A 25374-nucleotide genomic window follows, 5' to 3' on the forward strand; every position below is an offset into this window, starting at 1 on the left:
TAAGTATGTACACCGAATTTACAAACAAATAGTGTAAAATAAGTAAAAACCCCTACAAAAATCAAATATTTTGTTGACAATTCTTTAAAAGACGATTTATGATTTATTTATTGTACACTGTTTGTACAAACATATATGTATTGTACAGGGCCCTAAGAGTTTGAGTTTATCTTGTCTAATCAAAATTATTACACCACACATAGGAGGTTGTGATGAAAAAGACAAAAACGATTCTGGTTGCTATGGCAATGGCATTGGCCTTTACGAGTTGTAAAGGGATTGTAGCTTCGGACCTTGCGGAAGGTTCAAGCTCTTCAAGAGCGGCAGCAGTGGCTACCAGTTCAAAAAGGGTTGTTGGTTATTTCTGTGAGTGGGGAATCTATGGTGCGCATGATAACTATTATGCGACATCTATTCCTGCAAACAAATTAACCCACATTAATTATGCATTTGTTGGTCTGGATCCTTCTTCGCAGGCGGTTCAGATTTTTGACCCATGGGCAACTACAGATATTGTATACCCTGGTGACAAATGGGATACAGAGTACAAAGGTAACTTAGGTCAGTTACGTAAACTCAAGGAGGAATATCCTCATCTTAAGGTTTTGATTTCTGTTGGTGGATGGACAAAATCAAATGGCTTCCATGCCGCTGCTGCTAATGCAACTACACGTGCACGTGCTGCAGAAAATTTAAAAAACTTTGTTGTTCAGTATGGTCTTGATGGTGTTGATATCGACTGGGAATACCCCGGTGTAAATCGTCCAAAAGATCCAAATGATGAATACGATCTTGGTGCTCCTGGTGGAATTGAAGATAAAGAAAACTTTACTTTGTTCTTAAAAGCTATTCGGGAAGCTCTGGATGCTCAGGGACGCAAAGATGGTAAAAAGTATGAACTTACAGCTGCTATTGGTGTAGGTTATGATAAAATCGCTGTAACAAATCCTGGTGACTATTGCAAATATCTGGATGCATTGAATCTTATGACTTACGATATGCACGGTGCATTTGAAAGCAATACAGGACATCAGGCTCCGCTTTATGCAAACATGAACTGCGGCATTTATTCAGATGATGTTAGAGAAAAGTATAACATTGACTGGGCTGTAAAGAAATTCATTTCAGAAGGTGTTCCTGCAAGTAAAATTGTTGTAGGTCTTCCTTTCTACAGTCGTGGCTGGAACAATGTATCTGGTGGTCTCGATTTTGATGGTGATGGCATTGGAGACGGTATGTTTGGTACTGGTGGTTCAACCTTGTCTGGAAAATGGGGTGTTGGTGGACAGAGCCCTTATTTTGCTGTAAAGGCTTTGGAAAATACACCGGGCTGGGTAAAATATCGTGATGAAGTAAGTAAGGCCTGCTGGTTGTACAATCGCGGAGCAAGAGAGCTTTATACTTATGATGATCAGCTTACAATCAAAACAAAGTGCGACTACATCAATGAGCTTGGTCTTGGTGGAGCTATGTACTGGGAGCTCGATGGTGATGACTGGAAAAACGGTTATGACCTTGTAAACATTGTTCATGAATCAATTTTGAATGGTGTTGATTTTGGAACAGATATAAATCCTGGTGATAATGGTGGAAACAATCCTGGTAATAATAATCCTGGAACTAACCCGGGAAATGACAATCCGGGTACTAACCCTGGTACAAATCCTGGAAATGATAACCCAGGAACTAACCCTGGTACAAATCCGGGTACAGAAGTTCCTCCAAGTTCTAAGGCTACAGGCCTTCCGGGAACTCCTTCTCTTGAACAGACTTCATGGAATGGAGAAGCTTCTTTCGGATTAAGAATGAATATGTGGTGGGGAAATAACGGTACTGTTGCAGAGCTTTATGAGAACGGTGTAAAGATTGCTTCGGTAAGCTTTGAAGATAATTCTCCTAATGCACAGTCTTATACTTTCAATATTTCTGGAAAGGCTAACGGAACTTATGCATATCAGGTAAAGCTTATCAACAGCTTTGGAACAGCTGTTTCTGGAACTGTAACTTATACAGTAACTAAGGGAAGCGCTTCTTCTGAACCAGTAAACCCACAGCCTGAACCAGAGCCAGAACCTCAGCCGGGAGATCAGGGTGGTGATCAGCCAGGAAACAATCAGCCTCCAGCTGGTGGCAACACATGGGCAGTAATGGGAACTTATACTGCAGGACAGGTTGTTTCTTACAATGGTGCTAACTACAGCTGTCTGGTAACACACGTAGCATATTCAGAAACCTGGAATCCGGCAGATACTCCTGCCTTGTGGACAAGACTTTAAAAAGAAGGTTATTAAATGAAAAAAATTCATAAAATAATAGGGGCTGGACTTTTGGCTTTCGGCCTTACTTTTGCAGGCTGTTCTAATGCTGTAAGTGATTTACAGAATTCAGGGACAGTCAGTGCCCGTGCTGCATATTCAGCAATTGCTCCATGGGCTGCAGGAACATCATATAGTATTGGTGATAAGGTTACCTACAACGGTAAAGTATATCAGTGTCGTCTTGCTCACACAGCTTTAGACGGCTGGCAGCCTGACGGCGTTCCTGCTCTCTGGCTTGAAATTGGAGTTGCAGAGGACGAACCTGTTTTGCCTCCAGATAATCCTCCGGCAGAAGATGAAAATCCTGGTAATGATAATGAAGATGAAACTGTAATCACAGTTCCAGGACTTCCAAAGCATATTCTTACCGGTTACTGGCAGAATTTTAATAACGGTGCAAAGGTACTGCGTATCAGTGAAGTTCCAGAAACTTATAATCTGATTGTAGTTTCTTTTGCTGATGCAACAGGAAATCCGGGTGAAGTAACTTTTAATCTTGATACTTCATTAGGTTTTTCTGAAGCACAGTTTATTCAGGATATTAAAACTGTTCAGGCTCGCGGCCAGCATGTAATCATTTCGGTTGGTGGTGAAACTGGTAATGTTACAATTGCCAGCGATGCAGACGCTAATCGTTTTGCAACTTCTGTAACAAACCTTATGCGTAAATATGGCTTTGAAGGTGTAGATATCGACCTGGAGCATGGTATTCAGGCCAGATATATCGAAAAGGCTCTTCGCGCAATTCCATCAGGTTCAATTATCACCTTTGCTCCTCAGACTCTGGATATGCAGGGTACTGGTCAGGAATATTTTAAGCTTGCTCTGGCAATCAAAGATATTCTAACTGTAAATAACACTCAGTATTACAATTCGGGTACTATGTGCGGTTATGATGGAAAGGTTTATGGTCAGGGTGGAGAAGACTTCTTAACTGCTCTTGCAACAATTCAGCTTGAAAACGGTCTGCGTGCTGATCAGGTAGGTCTTGGACTTCCTGCAAGTACAAGAGGTGCCGGCAGCGGATATGTAGACCCTCAGATTGTTGTAAATGCGCTGGATACACTGGCTTATGGAACAAAGCACGGTTCTTATATGCCTCCTCGTAAGTATCCTAATATTCGTGGTGCTATGACCTGGTCTATTAACTGGGATGCTTCAAACGGCTGGAATTTTTCAAAGGTTGTTGGTGCAAAGCTTAAGGCTATGAACGAGGCTGATGGCGGCTACGATAATGGAAACGGCACAATCGTAATTCCTGGAGATGATGACACAGAAGATGGCGATACAGGCGACACTCCTGGTGATGATTCTGGAAACGAGACTCCACATGAGGAAGAGCCTTCAACTGATAATCCTGGAAATCAGAATCCTGGCAGTGAAACTCCTTCAACAGAAGTTCCTGCAAGTCCTAAAGCAACAGGTATTCCTGGAACACCTTTCATCGAGCAGTCTACATGGAATGGTGAGGCAAGCTTTGGAATCAAAATGAATATGTGGTGGGGCAATAATGGTACTCTTGCTCAGTTGTATGAAAACGGAAACTTAATTGCTTCTCAAACCTTCACTGATAATTCACCAAATGCTCAAAGCTATGTATTCAATATTTCAAACAAGGCTAATGGTACTTACGCTTATCAGGTAAAGCTTTCTAACAGTTTTGGTACAGCGGCATCGAATACTGTTAATTACACAGTAACAAAGGGCTCGGCTTCTACAACTCCAGTAGTTACTCCTCAGCCACAGCCTGAACCAGAGCCTGAGCCTCAGCCGGGACAGGGCGAAGAACCTCCGGTTATAAATCCTGGTACTGGCAGCGGAGACCCTGTAATCAACAAGAGCCTTCCTAAACGCATTATGAGCGGTTACTGGCACACCTGGGACGGCGGCTGTCCTTATATCCGCCTTGCTGACGTAGATTCTTCATGGGATGTAATTAACGTTTCATTCGCTGAACCGGTTACTCCTGGAAGCGGAAACGGCCGCATGAAGTTTGGAGTTGCAGGGGACGTAAATCAGTTCAAGGCAGATATCAAAACTCTTCAGGCAAAGGGCAAGAAAATCGTTCTTTCTATCGGCGGTTATGAAGGATATTTCTATCTTGAAAATTCTTCAGCTGTAAATACTTTCGTTAATGATATTAAAGGCTTTATTAACGAATATGGATTTGATGGAATTGATATCGACCTTGAGCAGTCTTCAGTTGCAATGAACAGTGGTGCAGACCCGGATTTTGCAAATCCTAAAACACCAAGAATTGTAAATATGATTAATGCAATTCGTCAGATTTGTGATTCTTATGGAGACGACTTCATTCTTTCATGGGCTCCGGAAACCTTCTATATGCAGCTTGGTCACACCTATTATGGCGGACTCAACGGCTATGTAGATTCTCGTGCCGGTGGATATATTCCTATGATTCATGCCTTGAGAGATAAGACAACTTACGTTCAGGTTCAGTTGTATAATTCATGTGCAATTCAGGGAAATGACGGCAGCTGGTATTCAATGGGAGATGAACCTTCTCTGGTAGAGATGTGCGAAATGTTAATAGACGGTTTCTATCTTAATGGTGGAAAACAGTATTTCTTCCCAGGACTAAGAGCCGATCAGGTTGTAATTGCAGTTCCTTCTTCTTCAAGTGCTGCTGGTTCGGGTCAGGTTTCTAATACACAGCTTCAGGGAGCTTTCAGAACTCTTGAAGCAAAGTATCCAGGAATGAGAGGATTTATGACCTGGTCTATTAACTGGGACGCATACCAGAACAACAACAGTTTTGGTCGCCAGAATAGAGCATTCTTGAATAACTATTAGTTTGTGTTTTTGTAATTGAGGTGAAATAAAAGATTACAACTAAAATTACAACTTTTTACATCTTGTTTTAGAACAGAACCAGTGGGATAATTAAGATAGTCAAAGGCAAGCCGGCCAGGCCTTTCAGGAGGATATATGATTGTCGAATTTATTTTATCTCTACTGGTTCTTTTTTTAACTTCCAGCCTGTGCATTTTAACAAGCGGTGGGCTTATCAGAGAATTGTTTGAACCTGCCTTACTGCTCTCTATTCCTGGCATTCTTGCTGTTATGATTTTTCTCAGCGGATACGGAAAGTCATTTCTGCGGATTTTCTATCCACCAAAAAGGATGAAAAACACTGAATTATCTGAGCTGAAAAAAATTGACGGTGCACTGGGCTTTGCTTTCCGCGCTTTGATTTTTATCTGCTGTTTTATCATGCTGATAAGTGCAATATATTTTTATCTGAATTTCGACGAAACTCAAACTCTCGGTTTTAATCTCTCGGTACTTATCCTTTCAATTTTTTATCTTGCTTTTTTTGGAATGATTATTCTTACGCTAAAGGGCAAAAACAAAACCCGGATTATTAGATTTATGACAGACGAGACAGAACCAGAAAAGCCAGATCCCGTTTCTGCAAAACAAAAAGTTCGATGTGTTTGCAAAATCCTCATTTCACTTGTTCTGATAATTTGTCTTTATTATCTGATTATCTATACAAGTACTGTAAATCACTCAGGTCAGGAGCCACTTAGTTTTAATTATCTTAGAGATATTCCAGGACTGATTTATATTTTTATCCCGCCTTTTCTTTTGCTTGCGGTTTCGGGAAACTTCAAAAATTTTTTCAAAGCATTAAAGTATGCTGCTACAAATACAAAGCTTTCAGTTTCGCAAAAAGCAATTTCTATGAATGCAGTAAGACTTTTAGGATTGATTATGCTTCTGGAAGGGATTATGAATGCCTTAGCCGGATATTTAGGAATGCTTTTTAATCTCATAGACAGATCTATGCTTGGAACAAATTATTTAATTGCATGTGTTCCATTAATTTATGCTTTGCTCATCAATCTGGTTTTACTTCCAATAGAAAGTAAGATTTCTTTGCTTGGTGATTCGGAATAGCAGATGATAATAGATTTGATTCTTGTGATTGTGGGATTTGTGATTTTCATGATTCCTGCAATTCTACAAAAGAAAAAAGATTTCTCTAAAGCGGCGATCCTAAGCGGAAGTTTTATCACTGTAGTCAAACTTGTGATTTTGATTTCTGAGATTGAACTAAGTCTTAAGACAAGCAGCGGTGCTTATTCCGATTACACCAGCACAACTTTTTTGCTGATGGTTTTTGTGAACTTCCGTCCGTTACTGTTTGGTATTTTGATAAAGCTGATTTTATTTCCTTTTGAGAAAAAACAGATATATAATAAAAGCGAAGAGACTAAATTCATCGATCGTTTTGCCATTCTCTCACCGCGAGAAAAAGAAGTTGCCCGCCTGGCCGCCCGCGGTTATTCCAATGCCCAGATTGCCGAAGAATTATTTATCAGTGTAGAAACCGTAAAACGCCATATGGCAACAATCTTCGAAAAACTGGAGATTAAATCCCGTACCGAACTGAAAGAATAAAAGGCATAAAAAAACCGTCCGAGAGCTCGGACGGTTTTCATTTTTATGGATTGCGTCGGCTATGCCTCGCAATGACGAAGTCTAGCAAACTTCGCAGTTATCAGCCTTGTTTGTAGTAACTGGCTTTCCAGCAGCTGTTGCCTTCTGACCTGCGATTGTGAAGCATTTTCCACTTACACGGTATTCAATCTTGCAGAAGTGGTCGATGTCGATTTTGGCTGGTTTTTCGCCTGTGTATTCGGCACCTTCGATCTGGATGATTGTTCCTGGAGCTGCCCATGGAGCTGTGAGGAGTTCAACCTTTTCTTTTCCGTCTTCTGTGTAGTCGCATGCGAGGAGCATACCGCGGCTTTCTACGCCCTTCATCTTTCTTGGAGCGAGGTTAGCAGCGATGATTACGTGCTGGCCGAGAAGTTCGTCTTCTGTGAGGTATGGGCGGAGACCGCTCTGAATAATGCGTTCTGTGCCTGTACCGTCATCCAAAGTTTCGATATAAAGCTTGTCGCCCTGTGGGTTTGTTTCAACCTTTGTGATTTTTGCAACGCGGAGCTCAATGTGCTCGTTGAAGTATTTTACAGGGTTTGTTTCTGCTTCTGATTTCTGGTTGTTGCCTGCTGGAGCAGCTGGCTCTGCAGCTTTCTTGTCCTTTGCCTTTTCAGCTTCAGTTTTTGTATCAGCTGTTGCCATCAAAGTTTCGAGGTCGAGTTCTCCGGCAACACAAGGAGTTGTAATTCCCCAGTTCTCAAGAACCTGTGGGTGAACTTCACCAAATACTCCGGCTGGCTGACCATCAACAATAAGCTGAGCCTGGCGGCCAGGAATAAAGCGTGGATCTTCGCTTTCAACTACTTTGTACTCGTGGTCGAGGAAGTAAACGAGTGAAGAAACTTCAGATGCCAAAGTATTGAAGTTAGCATTGCTTGCAGCTGTAAGGAAGCCGAGGTGCTGGCGAGTAATTGTTCCAGTGTTTTCATCTTCCTTAAGATATGCAACCTTACCGATTTCGAAAATCTTGTGAGGGTACATTGCGTTTGCAGAACTTGCTTCGGCACGACAAAGTGAAGAAAGGATTTCTGGACGAATGAACTGATAGTTTTCGCTCATAGGGTTAGCAATTTCGATAACCTTAGAACCATCAATCAGCATATTATCAATATAGTCTTTCTTAGAACCAACATAGTTGAAAATCATTTCCTGATATCCAAGACCAACCATCAAAGTCTTAGCTTTGCGGCTGAACTCAGTAAGTGGAAGAAGACGACCAACAGTGAAGTCCTGTGGAGTGCGTGGCTCGAATGCAGCAACATTGCAGCCAATCATAACATCTTCAATGATATCAACTTCGTGGAGGAAGTCGTTGCGGTATGGAGCAGGGCTCAAAGTGATTTCTTCACCTTTAACTTCAACTGTGCTTCCCATGCGTGTAAGAGCATCAACAACCTTGTTCATATCAAAGTCGCTTCCAAGAAGCTTGTTGATTGCACCAAGAGTTGTCTTTGTAGTTGGCTGGAAGTAGTAAGGAACCATGATGTCCTTTCCAAGACCAGTGTCATAAGGATGCTTTACCAAAATAGGTTTGATTTCATATCCCTGATCAGCAAAATCACATGCAACGATATTTGCAGAAAGGATGAGGTTTTCAATATTATCACCAGTAAGCTCAACCATAAGGTCTTTGTCACCAACCTGAACAGCACCAAGAGTAGCTGAGTTGATGATTGGAGCCATAGAAAGAACTTCGTTCTTAGCATCGCTCAAGAGAGGGAACTTTTTCATATCAGCCAAAATCCAGCCGAAGTCTTTTCCCTTTGGATGGTCAGTAAGAATCTGGCGGCAAGTCATTGGAGCGTCGCACTGAAGAGGAACAAACGAAGTCTTGTCTGGATCAACAGCGTGATACTTAACAGGGAACTTAATCTGGTCAACGCGGTAAACGCCCATAGAAATAGACTTGCGCTTGCGTCCAAAGTTCCATGCCAGCTTTTCCTGAGTCTGGATGATGTCCTTAAGCATCGGATCATCAATTGCCTTACCGGTAATCATAAAAGCAACCATGTAAGGGCGGATATCTTTAAGCTCTGGGTCAACTTCAACAATGCGGCCTTCATAGTCGCTGTTTCCGTGGTTAGCCATGAGCTTCATATAATCAACAGTTTTTCCGCCTTCGTGAAGTTTAATCTGGCGGGCAACACCGTTTGTAGACCAGAGGTCCGGACGGTTAGTATCATTCAATTCGATTTTTACAACGCGCTCGTTTTCGCTCTGGCTCATATCCGGCTTTTCATCCAGCTCAGCCTTAGCGCAAGGAAGTACGTCTTCCAGAGCATCATAAGTGTATTTTTTTCCGATAGCATCAAAAAAGAGTTTTTCGTTACATTCGATTTTAGGCATTTTTTTCCTCGAGAAATTTTAATGTTTAATTATAGAAGAATTTCGAGAGATATTCAATTATGGGGAAAGTCTTCCCCTCGCTTCAAACGCCTTCGGCGTTTTCTGCTACCCCTTCTAACGGGGGACACCCCCGTAACGCCCCCGGCTTACATCTCGCGCATATTAAAATCTTTATCTGCATCGATCATAGCTAGCATGATTTTTGCATAAACAGGATCGAACTGAGTTCCAATACCTTCTTCAATTTCCTTGCGGGCTTTTTCCTGAGAGAGAGTTTTACGGTAGCTGCGGTTACTGGTCATAGCGTCATAGGCATCTGCTACAGCAATAATGCGGCCAATGTCTAAAATGGCTTCTCCAGCTAATCCAGTAGGATATCCTGTTCCATCATAACGTTCATGATGATAATAAGCACCGTCGGAAATGTGTGGAGTCTGAGTGATATTCGAAAGAATCTGTTTTCCAATTACAGGATGAGTTTTAATTTTATCGTATTCTTCCTGAGTAAGTTTATCCTGCTTATTGATAATCACATTAGGAATACCGATTTTACCGACATCATGCAAAAGGCCGGCAATATAAATGTCACGGCATTCAGTTTCACTTTTTCCAGACAAACGGGCTATTTCTCTTGAGTATTCTGCAACACGGATTGAATGTCCGTGAGTATATTTATCCTTAGCATCAATTGCAGTTGCCAGAGCCTTAGCAGTTTCTTCTGTCATTCGGGTGAGAGCCGAAATGTTATCTGCAATAGAATTTTCCATTTGGAATACTGTTTTTGCCAGAGTTCCAAGCTCATCACGATTTGTAATTTCCAGCAGCTCGTTATTTGGATTACCATTGAATGTTGAGAATCGATTTGTTTCATTTGTAATCATCATAATAGGTTTAATAAAACGATGATTAAAATAGAAAGAGAAAACAACAATAAAAAAGATACCAAAAATCAAAGCAGTAATAATAACAAAACGAACAAAAGACTGGCGGGCATCAACGAATTCCTGAATACTTTTATTTACACCAATTACTGCAACTATTTTTCCTGCAGAATCATAAACTGGAAGCTGGGCGGTAATGTGGGAGCCACTGCGAGTTTTAATAGTATGGCGGGTAATAGTTGCGCCCTCTTCAAAAACACGTTTGGTAGATGCATTATAATTTGGTTCAAAATAATCTTCTTCATATCCAAGAGGATAAGGTTCCCAGTGTGTTACTTTGCCACAAGGATCATAAAAATAGAAAATGTGAGTGTAATCTGGAGGTTTAACAGCAGAAACGTAAATTACATTTAATTCAAACTGATCACAAAAATTCTTCAGACTATTGAATACGGTATAATAATTTTCATCAGGTTCTTTTGTTTGAAGATATTTAGGAAAATCTTCGGGATTCAGAGTTTCTCGTGCAGCCCTGCAAATTTCCTGAATACTAGTATCATATTGTTCGCGGAACTGTTGATTAAAAGAAAAATAACTTACTGTAAATACAAGAGAACATAAAATGAAATCTGTAAGAACAATGAAAAGAATTATTGTTTTTGTAATTTTAGGGAAATGTTTTTCCGTCATCGATTATATTATAAACTAAATTTTCAAAAACACATAATGTATTTTTATGACATATTTCTGTTATAATATGACTATGCAGAAACAATTAAAAAAGCTTGGATTAAGGCCGCTGGACATTTTAATCATTCTTATTTTATTCATATGTGGAATACTGCTGACTATACGCGGAGCCAGACATAAAGGTTCGAAGATTTGCGTAAATGCCAATGGAACACATTACGAATATTCTGCATCACAAAATGGAATTTACACTGTAGAGGGCGAACTTGGTCCAACTACTTTTGAAATAAAAAACGGCTTGGTAAGGATAACAGATTCTCCGTGTCCAAATAAAACCTGCATCACTCAGGGCTGGCATAATCCGCTGGTATGTCTACCGAATAAAATAATTATCACAGTTGAAAGCGAGGACGAGTTAGATGCAATCAGTGAATAAAAAACTAAATTTTGAAACCCGACAAAAAATTGCATACCTCTCTGCTTTGACACTTATGTTCTCTTATGCAGAGCTGCTTATACCGCGTATTTTTCCTTACTTTCGTCTTGGTCTGGGAAATGCCGCTTTACTGATGGGACTCGAATTTTCTTTTCCGGCATTTATGCTTTTAGGTGTAGTAAAAACAGTTTGTGCCAATCTGATGGCCGGTACTCTTTTTTCTCCTTTTTTCCTTGTGTCTTTTGCACAGAGTATTGCAAGTGTACTGGTGATGTTTTGTCTGAGCAGGATGATTCGTCAAAGAAGAATTCTGAGTCTTTACGGTATTTCTGTTCTCGGTTCTGCCGTAAGCGCTGTAGTTCAGATAAGTCTTACTTCGCTGTATCTTGGTCAGGGTACCTGGAGTTTACTTGGGCCAATGCTGATTTTTAATGTTATCAGTGGTGTGATTACAGCATGGCTGGCGGTAGTGCTGGAGAATGCAGTGGGTGAGTCAGCAGGGGTCAATGCAGTAAACGGGGAGTTGGAAACTTCTGCGGCTGATTCGGCAGACTCAGACAGTAAAAAGAAAGTATTTAATATTGTATTGCTAATTGTTTTGATTACGGCGAGCGCCTCGGTGTTTTTTATTAAGAACACTTATGTTTTGTGCGGATTTCTTTTGATTGCTTTTGTTTCACAAAAAGTCAGCGGGCGAAAGATTTTACTTCTTCCACATATTTCTCTGTGGCTTTTTGTTCTTATTACTTCCGTGCTGGTTCCAAATGGCCATGTATTATTTAAGTTTCTGGGATTTTCAATAACACATGGCGCAATGGTTAGTGGCATTCAAAAGGCTCTCCGGCTTTCAACTGTAACCGCATTCAGTCAGTGTGCAGTTTGTATTCAGCCTGGAGAAAAAAGTCTTCTGGGACTGACATTAAAATATTACAAACTAATGGTAGTTAGTTTTGTAAATACACCAGGTTCAATCTTTACAAAACTTCGAACTGCGCTTGTCTTTAATAAGAATTAACAGTCAAAAGCTATTCTTCCTGAACTGTTCGCAGTTTATAATATTCTCCACGTTTTGCCATAAGCTCATCATGTGTGCCCTGCTCGGCAATTCCGTGGTCTGTTACAACAGCAATCTTGTCTGCATTTTTGATTGTTGAAAGGCGATGTGCAATTACGAGTGTCGTACGGCCTTTTGAAAGTTCATCAAATGAATGCTGAATCTTAATTTCAGTTGCAGTATCGAGGGCGGAAGTTGCTTCGTCGAGGATAAGGATCGGTGGATTTTTAAGGAAGCAGCGTGCAATGGAAACGCGCTGTTTCTGGCCGCCGCTGAGTTTGATTCCGCGTTCACCGACAATTGTGTCGTAGCCGTTTGGCATTTTCATTATGTCGTCGTGGATTTCTGCACGACGTGCTGCCTGTTCAATTTCTGCGTCGGTTGCAGTTGGTTTTCCATAGGCAATATTTTCACGGATTGTGCCGGCGAATAAAAAGACATCCTGCTGAACAATTCCAATCTGTGAACGGAGGGAACTCTTTTTAATTTTCTTGATGTCGATGCCGTCGAGGCTTATTTCACCGCCGGTAATTTCATAAAAGCGTGGAATTAGGTTGCAGAGGGTGGACTTGCCGCCGCCGCTGGCACCTACCAGGGCAAACTTTTCACCGGAGCGGATGTCGAGGTTTACTCCAGTAAGAACAGGGTAGTCTGCAGTATAGGAAAAATCAACATTTTTAAAATTGATGTTTCCCCGTGCTGAGAGAATCTCCACTGCATCTGGTGAATCAGCTGGCTCTGGTTCTGTACGCATAATTTCAAGGAAGCGATGGAAACCTGCCATTCCGTTTGTGTACTGTTCAACAAGAAAGTTCAGTTTACCAATTGGCGCTCTAAAGGCTGCTACAAAAAGATTTGCAGCAACCAAATCTGGAAGAGTCATTTTTCCTTTAATAATGAAATATCCGCCTGCTCCCAGCACAACCAGTGACAGCAGATTATTACAGAATTCAATATTTGAGAAAAAAGTTGCCATGTATTTATAGCGCCATTTTTTTGCATCACTAAACTGCTTATTAAATCCGGCAAAACGTTCACGTTCAAACTCTTCGTTGTTAAAGCCTTTTGTTACACGAATTCCAGAAATGCTGGATTCCAGTCCGGCGTTTACTTCGGCGGTAATTTCTTTTACTTTTTTAGAAGTTTTTGAAAGATTTCTACGCGAAACAATTCCAATTGCAATCATTACTGGAAGTACAATTACAACAATAATAGCAAGCTCCCAGCGAATATGAAGCATCATTACAAAAGCACCAATCAGATTGAGCATTGCGATTGTAAAATCTTCCGGCCCGTGATGAGCAAGCTCTGTAATTTCAAAAAGATCAGTTGTCGCACGCGACATGATTTTTCCGGTGCGGTTAGTATCATAAAAACTGAAAGGCAGCTTTTCCAGATGATCAAAAACATCCCGCCTCATATCCTGTTCAACACGTGTTCCAAAAACGTGTCCCCAGTAAGCAACAAACCAGTTACAGCCTTTATGCAGGCAAAATCCAACAAGCAGTACAGCCACAAGAATCAAAAAGGTTTTCAGTTCATGATTCGGAATCAGGGTATTCAGTGCATACCGTGAAAACATTGGAAATGCAATATCAATGGCTGCCATAAAAACAGCACATGTCATATCAGCTGCAAAGAGGGGCCAGTGTGGTTTGTAGTAAGAGAAAAAAATCTTAAGCGGGTGTTTTGAAAAGTCCATATATTTCTTCCAGATTATAAGTCCTTATTGTTGTGTTTCTGTAAAAGCTGTTCTGGAGTAGACAGTTATTCTGTCAGAGCCACCTGAATTTGTTTTGATATGTGAAGCATCGTTAGGATCTATAAGGAAATAACTATAGTTTTCTGATGTCGGTTTTTTATCAACAGAACCTTCATTAGTAGTATCATCCCATGTAACATCTATCATTCTCCATTTTCCATCATAATATACTTCTGTCCAGTTATGGTTTAAGTTTCTAGAATATTGGAAAGTTGCTTTTACACCTGCAAGTCGTGCAAATGCCGTATAAAGGTCTGCATAACCTTCACATATTGCCATTCCATATTTTAGAACATGAACGGCATCCTGCTTTTTTCTTTTGGGTGTAGATTGTCCATTAGAGAAGCTTACATAATCATAATGACTTGTATGAGCTTCCCAATCATATAAGGCCTGAAGTTTTTGACCGAGAGAGGCATTTTCCGGCAATTCAGCCATAACTGCATTAAAGGCATTGCTTATAAGTAAGTCATCACACTGGCAGTTGTCAGAAGGCATAAGATATGCACAGTCATCTGATGACCAGTTGAGGCCTGTTTTGTTAGTTACTTCGCATCTTATCACGCTGCCTTCTGAAAATGGAACATTCCATCCAGTTAATGCACCTTCATATTGGTCATAATTTTCATTGAATGTTGCATCAGCTTCAGCAAATTCTACATCATATAAACCATCTCCAAAACGCAGCCAGATTCTTTGTTCAAAATCTCCGGGCGGAATAAGTATGTCGGCCTGATAACGGTAATTAGGGTTATATTGGTTATTGCTTGTTAAAGCTCCTGGTCCTTGTTTACGAATAAAAACTCTGACTGACTTATTATTTGTAGTTGATCCCTTTAGAACGAAAAATCCATTTGCAGCAAATTTTGTGTATTTAGGTGATGGAGCTTCCAGAGTAATATTATTAGTTTTGGAAAAAAGAGTACCAGATTCTTCTGAGATTTCTCCAGTAAAAGTATGATTATTAATTGTTACAGGATCTGAAAGATAATTTGAACCGTGGATTTTTATAGTCTGATTGGAAGCAGATAGTCCATCGATTGTTGCAGTTACGGTAAAAGTTCCTTCTGCAGAACCTGGAGTAAAAAGACCATCAGAATCAATACTACCGCCTGTAGAAGACCAGCTTACAATTTTGTCTGAAATTACAGAACCATCTGAACGCAATGCCTTCGCATTAAATTTAATTGCATCTCCGTTTACATAGGTCTCCTGTAAGCCTTTTGGATATATATCTACAGAGGCAATTGTATTTGGAACAAGTGTGATGTTATCAATGTAAGTTGCATTTGTAATATTATTTCCAAAATAAAAATCATCAGTACCAGAAACAAATTTAACTGTATGAATTCCTTTCGGAAGATTAATCGAAGCTTTCTGCCAGATCTGTTTGAAACCAGAACCTTCTACAGCAGGAGTTGTATTATCATCGACATAAACTTTTAAATAATTTTTGTGATAAACATTGTTTTCATCAGACCAATCAAGTAAGTCACATTTATAATCAAAAGAAAGAGTTGAATCTTCGGAAACCTCAATCTCCTTGATAGTCATGGTTGAGTTACCACAGCACTTATTTCCATCTTCTAATTTATAGGTAGCAAGTTTTAAAACTTTTCCATGTGTGTCCACCAAGGCTTTGCCATATTGAGGCCAGCTGGCATATACAGGGTCTTTATCAACAACTTCTGAGTAAAATCCTGATGCGACCCACATTTTAGAAATAACTGCATTATTTGAATCCTTATTTATTGATTTAATTGCATTTGATTGATCTGTCAATTTAATTTCTTTTAATGCAATATAAGGATCTGCCTGTTTGTTTGCAGCGAAGTTTGAATATGTTCCAGGGTTCGTATCATAATGTTTCCATTCAAATGTATGAGTACCTGAACCTATATCAATTTGTTCATTTTGCCAGATGCTATATGTTCCTGTGTATTGACCAATAATTTCATCATCAATAAGAAATTGCATATAGCCATCATATTGGTCAAGTATATGAGTTTTAATTTTAAAGTTTACAGTTTTTGGTTCTGCGGAAGTAATAGTTGTTTTAAATCCACAGCCATTTTCTTTTGCATTAATTGTATATACACCGTTGCTTGTATCAAAATGTATGGCTGACTTGTTAGTTATTTCCCAGTCTGGATTATTTAAGATTTCATCCGTATAGGAAGGTCCGCTAGGATTTGAATTACAGCCAGTAAATAATAAAGTAAGCATTACGGCTGAAATAAATAGTTTTGTTTTTTTCATTTTTTACCTCGCATTAAATTACTTTTTAAATATTATCATAACATGATTTTTTTAATTAACTAAGAGCAATTTTATCCAATTTTTTAAATCATGTCTTCATTACACTTTGCTCAAGAGGTAACAATATGAGTAAAGAACTTTTTGAAAAATTTAACAGCGGCTGTCTGCGTTTGCCGAACGGTGAAATTGATTTCAGTAAAATCAACTGGAACAAGCATCCGACTTTTGAAGGTGTTGAGCTTAAGCACATTATTACTGCAAAGGATACGGGTGGGGACTTCAGTTATCATCTGGTTAGAATTGCGCCAAATAAAAGCATTAAGAATCATATTCACGAAACTCAGCACGAAACTCACGAGGTTATTGCGGGTTACGGTGAGTGTGTAAATAACGGGAAGAGTCTTGGTTATGAGCCTGGTGTAATTTCGATTATGCCTGCGAAGGTGCCACACGAAGTTAATGCCGGTCCGGAAGGTCTTTATCTTTTTGCGAAGTTTTTCCCGGCTTTGTGCTAGTATTTTCTGATGGGCTTGAAGCTTCCTTGTACTCTTTGGGAGTCATACCCACAATTTTTTGAAAGCATCTGTCGAGGTGACTTTGATCGCAAAAGCCTGCATCATAAGTTACCTCGCAGACGCTTTTTTCTTCTTCCAGCAGCTTCTGTGCTTTACGCACCTTGCACTGAATCTGAAACTGATGTGGTGTAAGACCGTATAGCTTTTTGAATTTCCTGATTAAATGAAACGGACTGATATTTGTGTCCTGAGCCATTTCTTCAATGAGATAAAGATTTTCCGGCTGATCTAGGATTGAATCTTTGAGTTCGATGAGAGGGGCGTCTGATTTATCGTCTGGGTCAGTTTGTGCCTGGGCTGGGACGCGCACGCAGGTAACCAGCATCGAATAGCCTTTGTCATCAACGGGCTTAATCTCATGAAGAACATCCGGCGGAATCTGAAACTCATCTCCTTCGCAAAAAACTTTTGAAGCTCCATTCATTACAATGCAAACTTTGCCCGCCTCAACAATTCCCAGAGTGAGGTGCTCGGCATGAGTGTGGGGCGGATAAGTCTTTGTCCAGTTTTTATAATGAACACATTCAATGTCATCATTTTTTTTGCGGTAAGAGATTTCGTTCATCATATATTCCCCGGGAAAACAAATTCGAGATTTTCTTTTGCGACTTCGACGAGGCGCATTATTGTGTTGACTGGTGTGGGCTCGCGGTCTGTGAGTTTGAAGGTCGGGAAAAATCTTGTGATATGAAGAGGGATTTTTTTATTCAGCTGATTTTCGAGTTGAGCGACCCAGGCGGAGAGTTCGCGCATTTCTTCTTCGCTGTCGTTTTCATCAGGGATGATTAGTGTTGTGAGTTCTACGTGGCAGGAAGCGGTGGCTGACTGGATAAAATCCTTTACCATTTGAAAATCACCGTCGAGAAAATCTTTGTAAAAGCTGGTGGTAAATGTCTTGAGGTCGATGTTCATTGCGTCGATGTATGGGGAGATTTCGTTGAGGACTTTGAGCGTTGCAGTTCCGTTTGTTACAAGGACATTTTGCATGCCCGCTTCATTTGAACGCTTTGCTGTGTCGCGAATAAACTCGTAGCCTATGAGGGGTTCGTTGTAAGTGAAGGCTAGACCTATGTTTCCGCGGGGGCGGAGGTCTGAAGCTATCTTCACAATTTCTTCAGGCGCATAATATTCCGCTTTGTCTTTATATTCAAAGGCTTTCTGCGACCAGGAAATACTGTAGTTCTGACAGAAAGGACAGCGAAGATTACAGCCGTATGAGCCAAGAGACAAAATCTGCGAACCTGGATGAAACATTTTGAGAGGCTTTTTTTCTATCGGATCAAGAGCAATGGATGTGAGTCTGCCATAATTAGCGGCAACAATTTTTCCATCACGACAGGTACGTGCACCACAAAATCCTGTTGAGCCTTCTTCAATTTTACACTGCCTGAAGCATACATCACAAATTGCCATATTTACTGCTCCGTGCGCTAATAGTGGCGCACAACCTCAAAGCGGAATAAATCAACTTTCTCGTCAGGAGCAATACCTCCTTTTCGTCTTGCAATTGAAATCTGCTGTTCAACAGTATCAACACCATCGAGGTCAGGAAGTAAAAGACCGCGCTTGTAACCGCTCTGAACAATTACGCCATATTTTTTTACGTCGAGCTCTGCCGGTGAACTGATTTTTTCAGCTTCGCCTAATACATCAACATTTATATCAAGATATTTTAATTCATCTTCTGTAACAGGCTGGAAGCGTGGATCTTTTGAAACTGCGCTAACAGCGTTTTGAATTATCTCCTGCGCGAGATTTTCTTGTGTAGAAGCGATAGTGCCGATGCAGCCACGTAGGGCTCCAAACTTGTGGATGGAAACAAAAGCACCTGCACGGACATTCAAAAGCTCCGGAACCACATCATCCGGCAGCGGCATCACATCTCCATTCTTCACAAAATATTCCGCCGAGGCCCGGGCCAGCTTCACATACGCATCAGACTTCTGGCTTTTTTCCACCAGTTCATTTTCAACCAGCTTTAATCTCGCATCAAGAAAATGCCTGTCTTCATCATCACTCTTTGGAATAAATGAACAGATTCCATAACCAACGCCAGTTACATCCTCGTGAGAATATTGAGTTGCTTCAACAGCACGACCATCCAGCGCGCCCGCCATAATCACAAATGACTTATGTCCGCACTCCGCCGCCTTCTCGCAGAAGTTTTCCTCAAAATCAAAAAGCTCTCCAAAGCGGCCGCCCGAACAAACCTCCATAATACGCTTATCATAAACAGGTCCTTCTTCTGCAAAACCGTAAGGTCCGTAATCCTGCAGCTTATGAGACAAATCACCGCTCGCAACATAAACAACACGGCGCCCCAGCGACTCAACCGCATCCTTAATCATCATGCCATATTCATAATGCTTCAAAAGGTCGTAGCCCGAAAGCCCCATGCGCACGAGTTTAAAATCCTTATATTTTTTCGTAATAAACCAGAGAGGAACCATTGTACCGTGATCAAGCTCCGGCCGTTTTTCGCCAAGAGTGCCGGCAGGGAAGTGCGATGCCTCGGCTCTCGCGTTCAGCAGATTCACTAGCTCTTCATCATAATCAACATCAAATTTTACCTGAGGCGCGCCAAAATCAACGAAGGACCCTTTAGCCCCAGCCCCCGGCGAAATATGAAAATAATCAGAATACATTATGCTGTGAGGACTCGAAATAATAATGGTCTCAGGCTTAAGAGCTGCAATTTCATCAGCAACTTTCTCATAAGCCTTAATCGTTTTCTCAACCTGATTTTCACTTCCCCGACCAACCTCAGGCACAATCATCGGTGGATGCGGTACCATAAACGCAGCAATAATCGACATGTGTGGCCTCCTGATTTTCTTAATTACAAACTGTTTTATATTATCATACCATGAAATTTCAATTTTAGAAAAAAACTCTATTCGTTCAAAGATTCATGTTATTCGCGGACAGCAGGTGATTTACATGCTCATGACCGTTCTCAAAGGTAACCTTGCCGTTACCCAAAGTAAAATGCTTATTTGAAGCATTTTCTTCCAAGGTCAGATTTTTGATTATTGATAACACAATAATTTATCACATCGGAGCATCACTAAAAGACTTAGGTAAAAAATGTTTTTGTTTTGATGTCTTGGATGCTGCTTTTATTCCAATGATTTTGAAAAATCTATAAAAAAACGCCAGCCCCAACCGAAGTCAGAACTGGCGTTCATCGTCACCCTGAACCCTTCACAGCATAGCTGTTCGGAGACTCGCTAAAAACAGTCCACTGGACTGTTTTTGCCCTGCCTTGCAGGGCCGCTCCCTATGTTTCAGGGTCTATGACAGGTTTTATTATTTAATCAAGCTGTGATATTCCTGTAGGCTCTTAACTCCACCTTCACCACCATTTCCGTTCTTTACAGACTCAATACCCTTAACCGCTGCAAGCGCTCCGGCAATTGTTGTGATGTAAGAAACCTTGTACTTCAAACAAGCCTTGCGGATTGTCTTGCGGTCTTCGGCGTAGTTGCGCTTTGCTTTTGGTGTGTTGATTACCAGGCAAACTTCCTTGTTCATAATCATATCTACTACGTCTGGGCGGCCGGCACCAATCTTGTTTACAACATCGCACTTGATTCCGTTTGCGTTGTAGAAGTCTGCTGTGCCCTGGGTTCCAACCAGTGTGAAGCCCAGATTCTTCAAAGTCTTTCCAATTTCGAGAACCTGATCCTTCTGGCCTTCTTTGTTGCTGAGGGAAATAAGAACCTTCTTGTTTTCCCAGGCAGCTGGTGCATGTGGCAATTCTGAACCGGCAGCTTCCTGTGATTTATAGAATGCCAGTGGGAAGTTTTCAGCAAGACCAAGAACTTCACCAGTAGAACGCATTTCTGGTCCAAGGATTGGATCAACTCCAGGGAAGCGAGCCCAAGGAAGAACTGCTTCTTTTGCTCCGTAGTAAGGAATCTTCTTGTCTTTGAGGCCGAGTGATTCGAGTGATTCACCAAGCATCATACGAGTTGCAAGGCGGGCCATCTGTGTGTCACAAACCTTTGATACGAGAGGAACTGTACGAGAAGCACGTGGGTTAGCTTCGATTACATAAACCTTTCCGTTTTCAATTGCGTACTGCATGTTCATCAAACCGCAAACGTGGAGGCTTTCTGCAATCTTCTTTGTATATTCTTTGATTGTCTTGAGGTTATCAGCTGGAACAGAAACCGGTGGAATTACACAAGCTGAGTCACCAGAGTGAATACCTGCAAGCTCAACGTGTTCCATTACAGCAGGGATATAAACGTGTGTGCTGTCTGCCAAAGCGTCGGCCTCACATTCAAGAGCGTTCTTAAGGAAGCGGTCAATCAAAAGTGGGCGGTCAGGAGTTACACCAACTGCCTTTTCAACGTATTCCTTCAAAGTTGCTTCATCATAGATAACTTCCATTCCGCGTCCACCAAGAACGAATGAAGGACGAATCATGATTGGGTAGCCGATCTTATCAGCGCAAGCCTTAGCTTCAGCAAAGTCAATTGCCATTCCGCTTTCCGGCATTGGGATTTCAAGCTTTTCCATCATATGACGGAAGAGGTCGCGGTCTTCGGCGATGTCGATAGAGTCGATGCTTGTTCCCAAGATGTTTACGCCGTTCTCCTGAAGCTCGCGTGCAATATTAAGAGGAGTCTGTCCACCAAACTGTACGATAACTCCGAATGGCTTTTCCTTCTCGTAAATCTGAAGAACGTCTTCTGTTGTAACCGGTTCGAAGTAAAGTTTATCAGAAGTATCATAGTCAGTTGAAACAGTTTCTGGGTTACAGTTTACGATGATTGTTTCATAACCAAGTTCCTTGAGCTGCATAGCCGCATGACAGCAGCAGTAGTCAAACTCAATACCCTGACCAATTCTGTTAGGACCACCGCCCAAAATCATAATCTTCTTCTTGTTGTCTGTAGCAACAGAAGTGTCTTTTTCTGCATTATAAGTTGAGTAGTAGTAGCAGGCATTTTCAACACCGCTTACAGGAACGCGGAGCCATGCTTCCTTAATACCAAGCTCGTTGCGTCTCTTGCGGATATCTTTTTCAGCAACCTTCAAAATCTTTGAAAGGTACTTGTCGCTGAAGCCGTCTTTCTTAGCCTGAATAAGAAGCTTGTCTTCTGGAACGCGTCCAGGGTTCTTAAGCATTTCCTCTTCCAAATCAACAAGCTCTTTCATCTGCTGGAGGAAGAACTCTTTAACGTATGTAATTTCAGAAAGCTTAGAAAGTGGAACACCCTTACGGATTGCTTCGTAAAGCTGGAAGTAGCGCTCGCTGCTCTGTACCTTAAGCATTTCGCAAAGTTCATCAGCACTCTTCTTATTAAAATCTTTAGCAAAACCAAGACCGCTGCGTCCATTTTCCAAACCACGAATAGCCTTCTGGAAAGTTTCCTTAAAGTTCTTACCGATGGCCATAACTTCACCAACGGCCTTCATAGAAGTACCAAGTTCATCTTTTGTACCACGGAACTTTTCAAAAGCCCAGCGTGCAAACTTAAGAACAACGTAATCTCCATCAGGAGCACCGCCCAAAGTATATTTTTCAAGAGTACCATCACGCCAGTAAGGAATTTCGTCGAGTGTGAGTCCAGAAGCAAGTTTTGCAGAAATCAGCGCGATAGGGAAACCAGTAGCCTTAGAAGCCAAAGCAGAAGAACGAGAAGTACGTGGGTTAATTTCAATAATAACAACACGGCCAGTCTTAGGATTGTGAGCAAACTGAACGTTTGTACCACCGATTACACCGATGTTTTCAACAATCTTAAATGCCATTTCCTGGAGCTTCTTTTCCAGGTCCTTATCAATAGTCATAAATGGAGCGGCACAGAAAGAGTCACCAGTGTGAACACCAACCGCATCAATATTTTCAATAGTACAGATTGCAACCATCTGATTCTTAGAGTCGCGAACAACTTCAACTTCAAGCTCTTCCCAACCAAGAATAGACTCTTCAATCAAACACTGGTGAGTCATAGAAAGATCCAGACCGTTAGCAACAATAGTGCGCAGCTCTTCAACATTGTAGCAGAAACCGCCACCCTGACCGCCCATTGTATAAGCAGGTCTAACTACAAGAGGGAAGCCGATTTCTTCAGCAATCTTTTCAGCACCTTCAACAGTGTGGCAGATTCCAGAGCGAGGAGTGTCGATTCCAAGCGACTTCATAGTCTCTTTGAAAATCTCACGGTCCTCACCACGCTCAATAGCATCAAGGTTTACACCAATAACTTTTACACCGTATTTATCAAGAACGCCGGCCTTGTTCAATTCCATAGCCATGTTCAAACCGGTCTGACCACCAAGGTTTGGCAAAAGTGCATCAGGACGTTCCTTTTCAATAATCTGAGAAAGACGCTCAACGTTCAGCGGCTCAATGTAAGTAGCGTCCGCCATAACCGGGTCAGTCATAATAGTAGCCGGGTTAGAGTTTACAAGTACAATCTTGTAGCCAAGTTCGCGCAAAGCCTTACAAGCCTGAGTTCCCGAATAGTCAAACTCACAAGCCTGACCAATAACAATCGGGCCCGAACCAATAATCAAAACCTTTTTGATGTCTTCTCGTTTCATAATCTATTTACTCCTATAAAATGCAGTTTTAAGTTCCCCGTCATTGCGAGCGCAGCGAAGCAATCCATTTTATGGATTGCCACGTCGCTCACTTCGTTCGTTCCTCGCAATGACGAAGACGAAAAAAAAGGCGAAATCCTAAAAAGAATTTCGCCTTAGAAATCACAAAATAAAAATAGTATGAAATTTATCATTCACCATGAGAATTACAGATTTCAAACATGTATCAGTTTTCATACTGAGAGCATATATTATCAAAGTTTTCAAGATTATTCTAGTACTTATATCATTTCAAATAAATTTTCTGTAACTATATTAAATTATTTTAATTATATTTAAAAACACTTAGAGGAGTACAAAATGAAAACAACTAAAAAATTTACAGCAGCATTTGCTGCTCTTGCACTGGTTTTTGCACTTGGTTCTTGTGCAAATGGAACAAACAATGATGAAAATCAAACAGGCAAAGTAGAACTCGAGAGTATTGAAAGAGTATACTCATATGAGTATGAAGGAGATTATGGGCTCGATGCAATAATCGAAGCAGATATAACAGATCCACAGGAACTTATAAATTATCTTGTATATAAATTACAAGCCAGTTATGGAACAAAAGAAGTTGAAAAATCTTTGTCAGTAAAAGCAATTAGAGCTGGTTGTTGTTCAATTACTGCAAATAACGCAGGTAATGCTGGAGGCAAGATTTATGGACGCAATTATGATTATCCGGATGATACAGCCATGGTAATTCACACAAGACCAGACAATGGTTATGAATCGGTTTCTACAGCATATCCACATTTTATTGTTGAAACACCTAACTGGGAGCCAAGTACTAATTTACCAAAAGAGCTTATAGGCTATTGTTTAATTTATGCACCATTAGACGGAATGAATGAAAAAGGCTTCTATATCTCAATTCTGGAAGCAGGAGATACTGAAAAAACTGTTCAAACTTCAAAGGGAAAACATGATATTCAGACAACAGTTGCAGTTCGTTATCTCCTGGACAAGGCTGATTCTGTAGATAAGGCATTGGAATTACTTAAAACTTTTAATATGCATTCTGTTTTTGGAATTGCTTATCATTTTGCAATGGCAGATACAACTGGAAAATCTGTAGTTGTTGAGTATATTAATAATGAGATGAAAGTAACTGATACAAAGGTTGTAACAAATCACTATCTTACACCAGATAGCGGAAAGCTAACTCCAGATGCAAGCAAAAATACAATTCTCCGTTATAATTCAGCTTTTGGGGCAGGAGAGGCAGCAAATTGGGAAATGACACCAGAACAGATTCGCGATGCTTTACAGGCTGCAAGCTCCGGACAGTATCATCCTGATGGAAGTTATATCACCATTTGGAGTGCGGTATATGAGCCAAATGCTAAAAAGATAACTTACTATTTCCGAGAAAACTATAATAAATATGCAGAAATTAATTTAGGAAGCAAGAAATAAAATTTTCATCTTCAGTTGACAAATCGATAGAAGGTTATAGACAGATATTCTTTTCAAAAAAAAAGCGTAGATAAATTTAAGCCTAAAGAAAAAAGGCGAAATTCTTTTTTTGAATTTCGCCTTATATTTTATTTAATAAACTTTATTTATTCCAGGGCCAGAGCCAGTCCCAGTTCCAGAGCTTATTAAACCAAGATGAAAGACCTTCCGCAACATCATCCGATATCACTAACCAGTTTGTTGGAATACCATCCCATCCTCTTGGCCATGTTGCATTTTTGGATTTAACAAAGATTCGATCAGAATCAATAGGGATATACGCCATCCAATTATATGTACATTTAGAGGCAGAAAGATCTGTAGCAAGACATTTTATATATTTAAGTTTATTACAATTATAAAACATGCATAAGTAACATTCTGAAGTGAGAGTGAGTGCAGGAAGATCTGGGGCTTTTGTCAGAGATGTACAATTATAAAACATAGCTGAATAGCAGTTGTCTGCAAGTATTGTAGCAGGAAGTTCAGGAGCAGTAGTTAGTGAGGAACAACCAT

Annotated in this window: 16 protein-coding genes and 2 pseudogenes; 8 read left to right on the plus strand and 10 right to left on the minus strand. The window is 40.7% G+C overall.

What is annotated here, in order from left to right; translation table 11 throughout:
• The first annotated feature begins 212 nt into the window (after positions 1-212).
• The 4 genes from BMY21_RS11230 (at position 213) to BMY21_RS11245 (ending at position 6746) form a co-directional block, all read left to right on the plus strand.
• Positions 213-2276: a glycosyl hydrolase family 18 protein gene (locus tag BMY21_RS11230; protein ID WP_074644214.1), complete on the plus strand. Its 2064-nt coding sequence runs from the start codon at positions 213-215 to the stop codon at positions 2274-2276.
• A gap of 15 nt (positions 2277-2291) precedes the next feature.
• The gene (locus tag BMY21_RS11235; protein ID WP_074644217.1) at positions 2292-5132 is read left to right on the plus strand and encodes a glycosyl hydrolase family 18 protein; all 2841 of its coding nucleotides are present in this window, start codon (positions 2292-2294) and stop codon (positions 5130-5132) included.
• Positions 5133-5267: 135 nt separating this feature from the next.
• Positions 5268-6242, plus strand: a complete 975-nt coding sequence (locus BMY21_RS11240; protein WP_074644219.1) for a MotA/TolQ/ExbB proton channel family protein — start codon at positions 5268-5270, stop codon at positions 6240-6242.
• 3 nt (positions 6243-6245) lie between these two features.
• Positions 6246-6746, plus strand: a complete 501-nt coding sequence (locus tag BMY21_RS11245) for a response regulator transcription factor (RefSeq protein WP_074644222.1) — start codon at positions 6246-6248, stop codon at positions 6744-6746.
• An 81-nt stretch (positions 6747-6827) separates the two neighbouring features.
• On the opposite strand, the gene BMY21_RS16190 is transcribed toward BMY21_RS11245, so the two are convergent.
• The 3 genes and pseudogenes from BMY21_RS16190 to BMY21_RS15975 form a co-directional block, all read right to left on the minus strand.
• Entirely contained in the window at positions 6828-7433 is a 606-nt protein-coding gene (locus BMY21_RS16190; protein WP_439895608.1) for a hypothetical protein, read from the minus strand.
• Positions 7431-9137: pseudogene (gene pheT, locus BMY21_RS11250) on the minus strand (phenylalanine--tRNA ligase subunit beta); the annotation flags it as partial. The pseudogene pheT and the gene BMY21_RS16190, both read right to left, overlap by 3 nt.
• 146 nt (positions 9138-9283) lie before the next feature.
• The gene (locus BMY21_RS15975; RefSeq protein WP_074644226.1) at positions 9284-10708 is read right to left on the minus strand and encodes an HD-GYP domain-containing protein; all 1425 of its coding nucleotides are present in this window, start codon (positions 10706-10708) and stop codon (positions 9284-9286) included.
• 73 nt (positions 10709-10781) lie between these two features.
• Between BMY21_RS15975 and BMY21_RS11260 the strand changes: the two genes are divergently transcribed.
• On the plus strand, positions 10782-11144 hold the full coding sequence (locus BMY21_RS11260) for a NusG domain II-containing protein (protein ID WP_177177753.1): 363 nt from the start codon (positions 10782-10784) through the stop codon (positions 11142-11144).
• Positions 11128-12159 (plus strand): Gx transporter family protein, encoded by a 1032-nt coding sequence (locus BMY21_RS11265; RefSeq protein ID WP_074644231.1) that lies wholly within the window; start codon positions 11128-11130, stop codon positions 12157-12159. The genes BMY21_RS11260 and BMY21_RS11265 overlap by 17 nt, the downstream gene beginning before the upstream one ends.
• A 10-nt stretch (positions 12160-12169) precedes the next feature.
• On the opposite strand, the gene BMY21_RS11270 is transcribed toward BMY21_RS11265, so the two are convergent.
• Both BMY21_RS11270 and BMY21_RS11275 read right to left on the minus strand, forming a co-directional pair.
• Positions 12170-13900, minus strand: coding sequence for an ABC transporter ATP-binding protein (locus BMY21_RS11270; RefSeq protein ID WP_074644233.1), 1731 nt, complete (start codon positions 13898-13900; stop codon positions 12170-12172).
• Positions 13901-13924: 24 nt separating this feature from the next.
• Positions 13925-16219, minus strand: a complete 2295-nt coding sequence (locus BMY21_RS11275; protein ID WP_074644235.1) for a transglutaminase domain-containing protein — start codon at positions 16217-16219, stop codon at positions 13925-13927.
• A 125-nt stretch (positions 16220-16344) separates the two neighbouring features.
• Between BMY21_RS11275 and BMY21_RS11280 the strand changes: the two genes are divergently transcribed.
• Positions 16345-16734, plus strand: a complete 390-nt coding sequence (locus BMY21_RS11280; protein WP_074644238.1) for a cupin domain-containing protein — start codon at positions 16345-16347, stop codon at positions 16732-16734.
• Here BMY21_RS11280 and BMY21_RS11285 read toward each other — a convergent pair.
• The 4 genes from BMY21_RS11285 to carB all read right to left on the minus strand — a co-directional run bounded on the left by BMY21_RS11285 (position 16676) and on the right by carB (position 23355).
• Positions 16676-17362 carry a helix-turn-helix domain-containing protein gene (locus BMY21_RS11285; protein WP_083379842.1) on the minus strand — a complete coding sequence of 229 codons (687 nt, stop codon included), beginning with the start codon at positions 17360-17362 and terminating at the stop codon, positions 16676-16678. The two genes, BMY21_RS11280 and BMY21_RS11285, sit on opposite strands and share 59 nt — an antisense overlap.
• A complete protein-coding gene (gene amrS / locus BMY21_RS11290; RefSeq protein WP_074644242.1) occupies positions 17359-18207 on the minus strand; it encodes an AmmeMemoRadiSam system radical SAM enzyme in 849 nt (282 codons plus the stop codon). The genes BMY21_RS11285 and amrS overlap by 4 nt, the downstream gene beginning before the upstream one ends.
• A 17-nt stretch (positions 18208-18224) precedes the next feature.
• Complete coding sequence (gene amrA, locus BMY21_RS11295) at positions 18225-19610, minus strand: AmmeMemoRadiSam system protein A (RefSeq protein WP_074644244.1); 1386 nt, start codon at positions 19608-19610, stop codon at positions 18225-18227.
• Positions 19611-20103: 493 nt separating this feature from the next.
• Positions 20104-23355 carry a carbamoyl-phosphate synthase large subunit gene (gene carB / locus BMY21_RS11305; RefSeq protein ID WP_256210410.1) on the minus strand — a complete coding sequence of 1084 codons (3252 nt, stop codon included), beginning with the start codon at positions 23353-23355 and terminating at the stop codon, positions 20104-20106.
• A gap of 360 nt (positions 23356-23715) precedes the next feature.
• On the opposite strand from carB, the gene BMY21_RS11310 reads away from it, so the two are divergent.
• The gene (locus BMY21_RS11310; protein WP_074644252.1) at positions 23716-24819 is read left to right on the plus strand and encodes a carcinine hydrolase/isopenicillin-N N-acyltransferase family protein; all 1104 of its coding nucleotides are present in this window, start codon (positions 23716-23718) and stop codon (positions 24817-24819) included.
• 142 nt (positions 24820-24961) lie between these two features.
• Here BMY21_RS11310 and BMY21_RS15860 read toward each other — a convergent pair.
• Positions 24962-25374: pseudogene (locus BMY21_RS15860) on the minus strand (hypothetical protein); the annotation flags it as partial.

It is taken from the genome of Treponema bryantii (genome assembly GCF_900111035.1).
In the GTDB taxonomy this organism is placed as follows: domain Bacteria; phylum Spirochaetota; class Spirochaetia; order Treponematales; family Treponemataceae; genus Treponema_D; species Treponema_D bryantii_C.

Coding starts and splice junctions, on each gene's coding strand:
- BMY21_RS11230 (WP_074644214.1), top strand. CDS start 213: ATGAAAAAGACAAAAACGATTCTGGTTGCTATGGCAATGGCATTGGCC.
- BMY21_RS11235 (WP_074644217.1), top strand. CDS start 2,292: ATGAAAAAAATTCATAAAATAATAGGGGCTGGACTTTTGGCTTTCGGC.
- BMY21_RS11240 (WP_074644219.1), top strand. CDS start 5,268: ATGATTGTCGAATTTATTTTATCTCTACTGGTTCTTTTTTTAACTTCC.
- BMY21_RS11245 (WP_074644222.1), top strand. CDS start 6,246: ATGATAATAGATTTGATTCTTGTGATTGTGGGATTTGTGATTTTCATG.
- BMY21_RS16190 (WP_439895608.1), bottom strand. CDS start 7,433: ATGGCAACAGCTGATACAAAAACTGAAGCTGAAAAGGCAAAGGACAAG.
- BMY21_RS15975 (WP_074644226.1), bottom strand. CDS start 10,708: ATGACGGAAAAACATTTCCCTAAAATTACAAAAACAATAATTCTTTTC.
- BMY21_RS11260 (WP_177177753.1), top strand. CDS start 10,782: ATGCAGAAACAATTAAAAAAGCTTGGATTAAGGCCGCTGGACATTTTA.
- BMY21_RS11265 (WP_074644231.1), top strand. CDS start 11,128: ATGCAATCAGTGAATAAAAAACTAAATTTTGAAACCCGACAAAAAATT.
- BMY21_RS11270 (WP_074644233.1), bottom strand. CDS start 13,900: ATGGACTTTTCAAAACACCCGCTTAAGATTTTTTTCTCTTACTACAAA.
- BMY21_RS11275 (WP_074644235.1), bottom strand. CDS start 16,219: ATGAAAAAAACAAAACTATTTATTTCAGCCGTAATGCTTACTTTATTA.
- BMY21_RS11280 (WP_074644238.1), top strand. CDS start 16,345: ATGAGTAAAGAACTTTTTGAAAAATTTAACAGCGGCTGTCTGCGTTTG.
- BMY21_RS11285 (WP_083379842.1), bottom strand. CDS start 17,362: ATGATGAACGAAATCTCTTACCGCAAAAAAAATGATGACATTGAATGT.
- amrS (WP_074644242.1), bottom strand. CDS start 18,207: ATGGCAATTTGTGATGTATGCTTCAGGCAGTGTAAAATTGAAGAAGGC.
- amrA (WP_074644244.1), bottom strand. CDS start 19,610: ATGTCGATTATTGCTGCGTTTATGGTACCGCATCCACCGATGATTGTG.
- carB (WP_256210410.1), bottom strand. CDS start 23,355: ATGAAACGAGAAGACATCAAAAAGGTTTTGATTATTGGTTCGGGCCCG.
- BMY21_RS11310 (WP_074644252.1), top strand. CDS start 23,716: ATGAAAACAACTAAAAAATTTACAGCAGCATTTGCTGCTCTTGCACTG.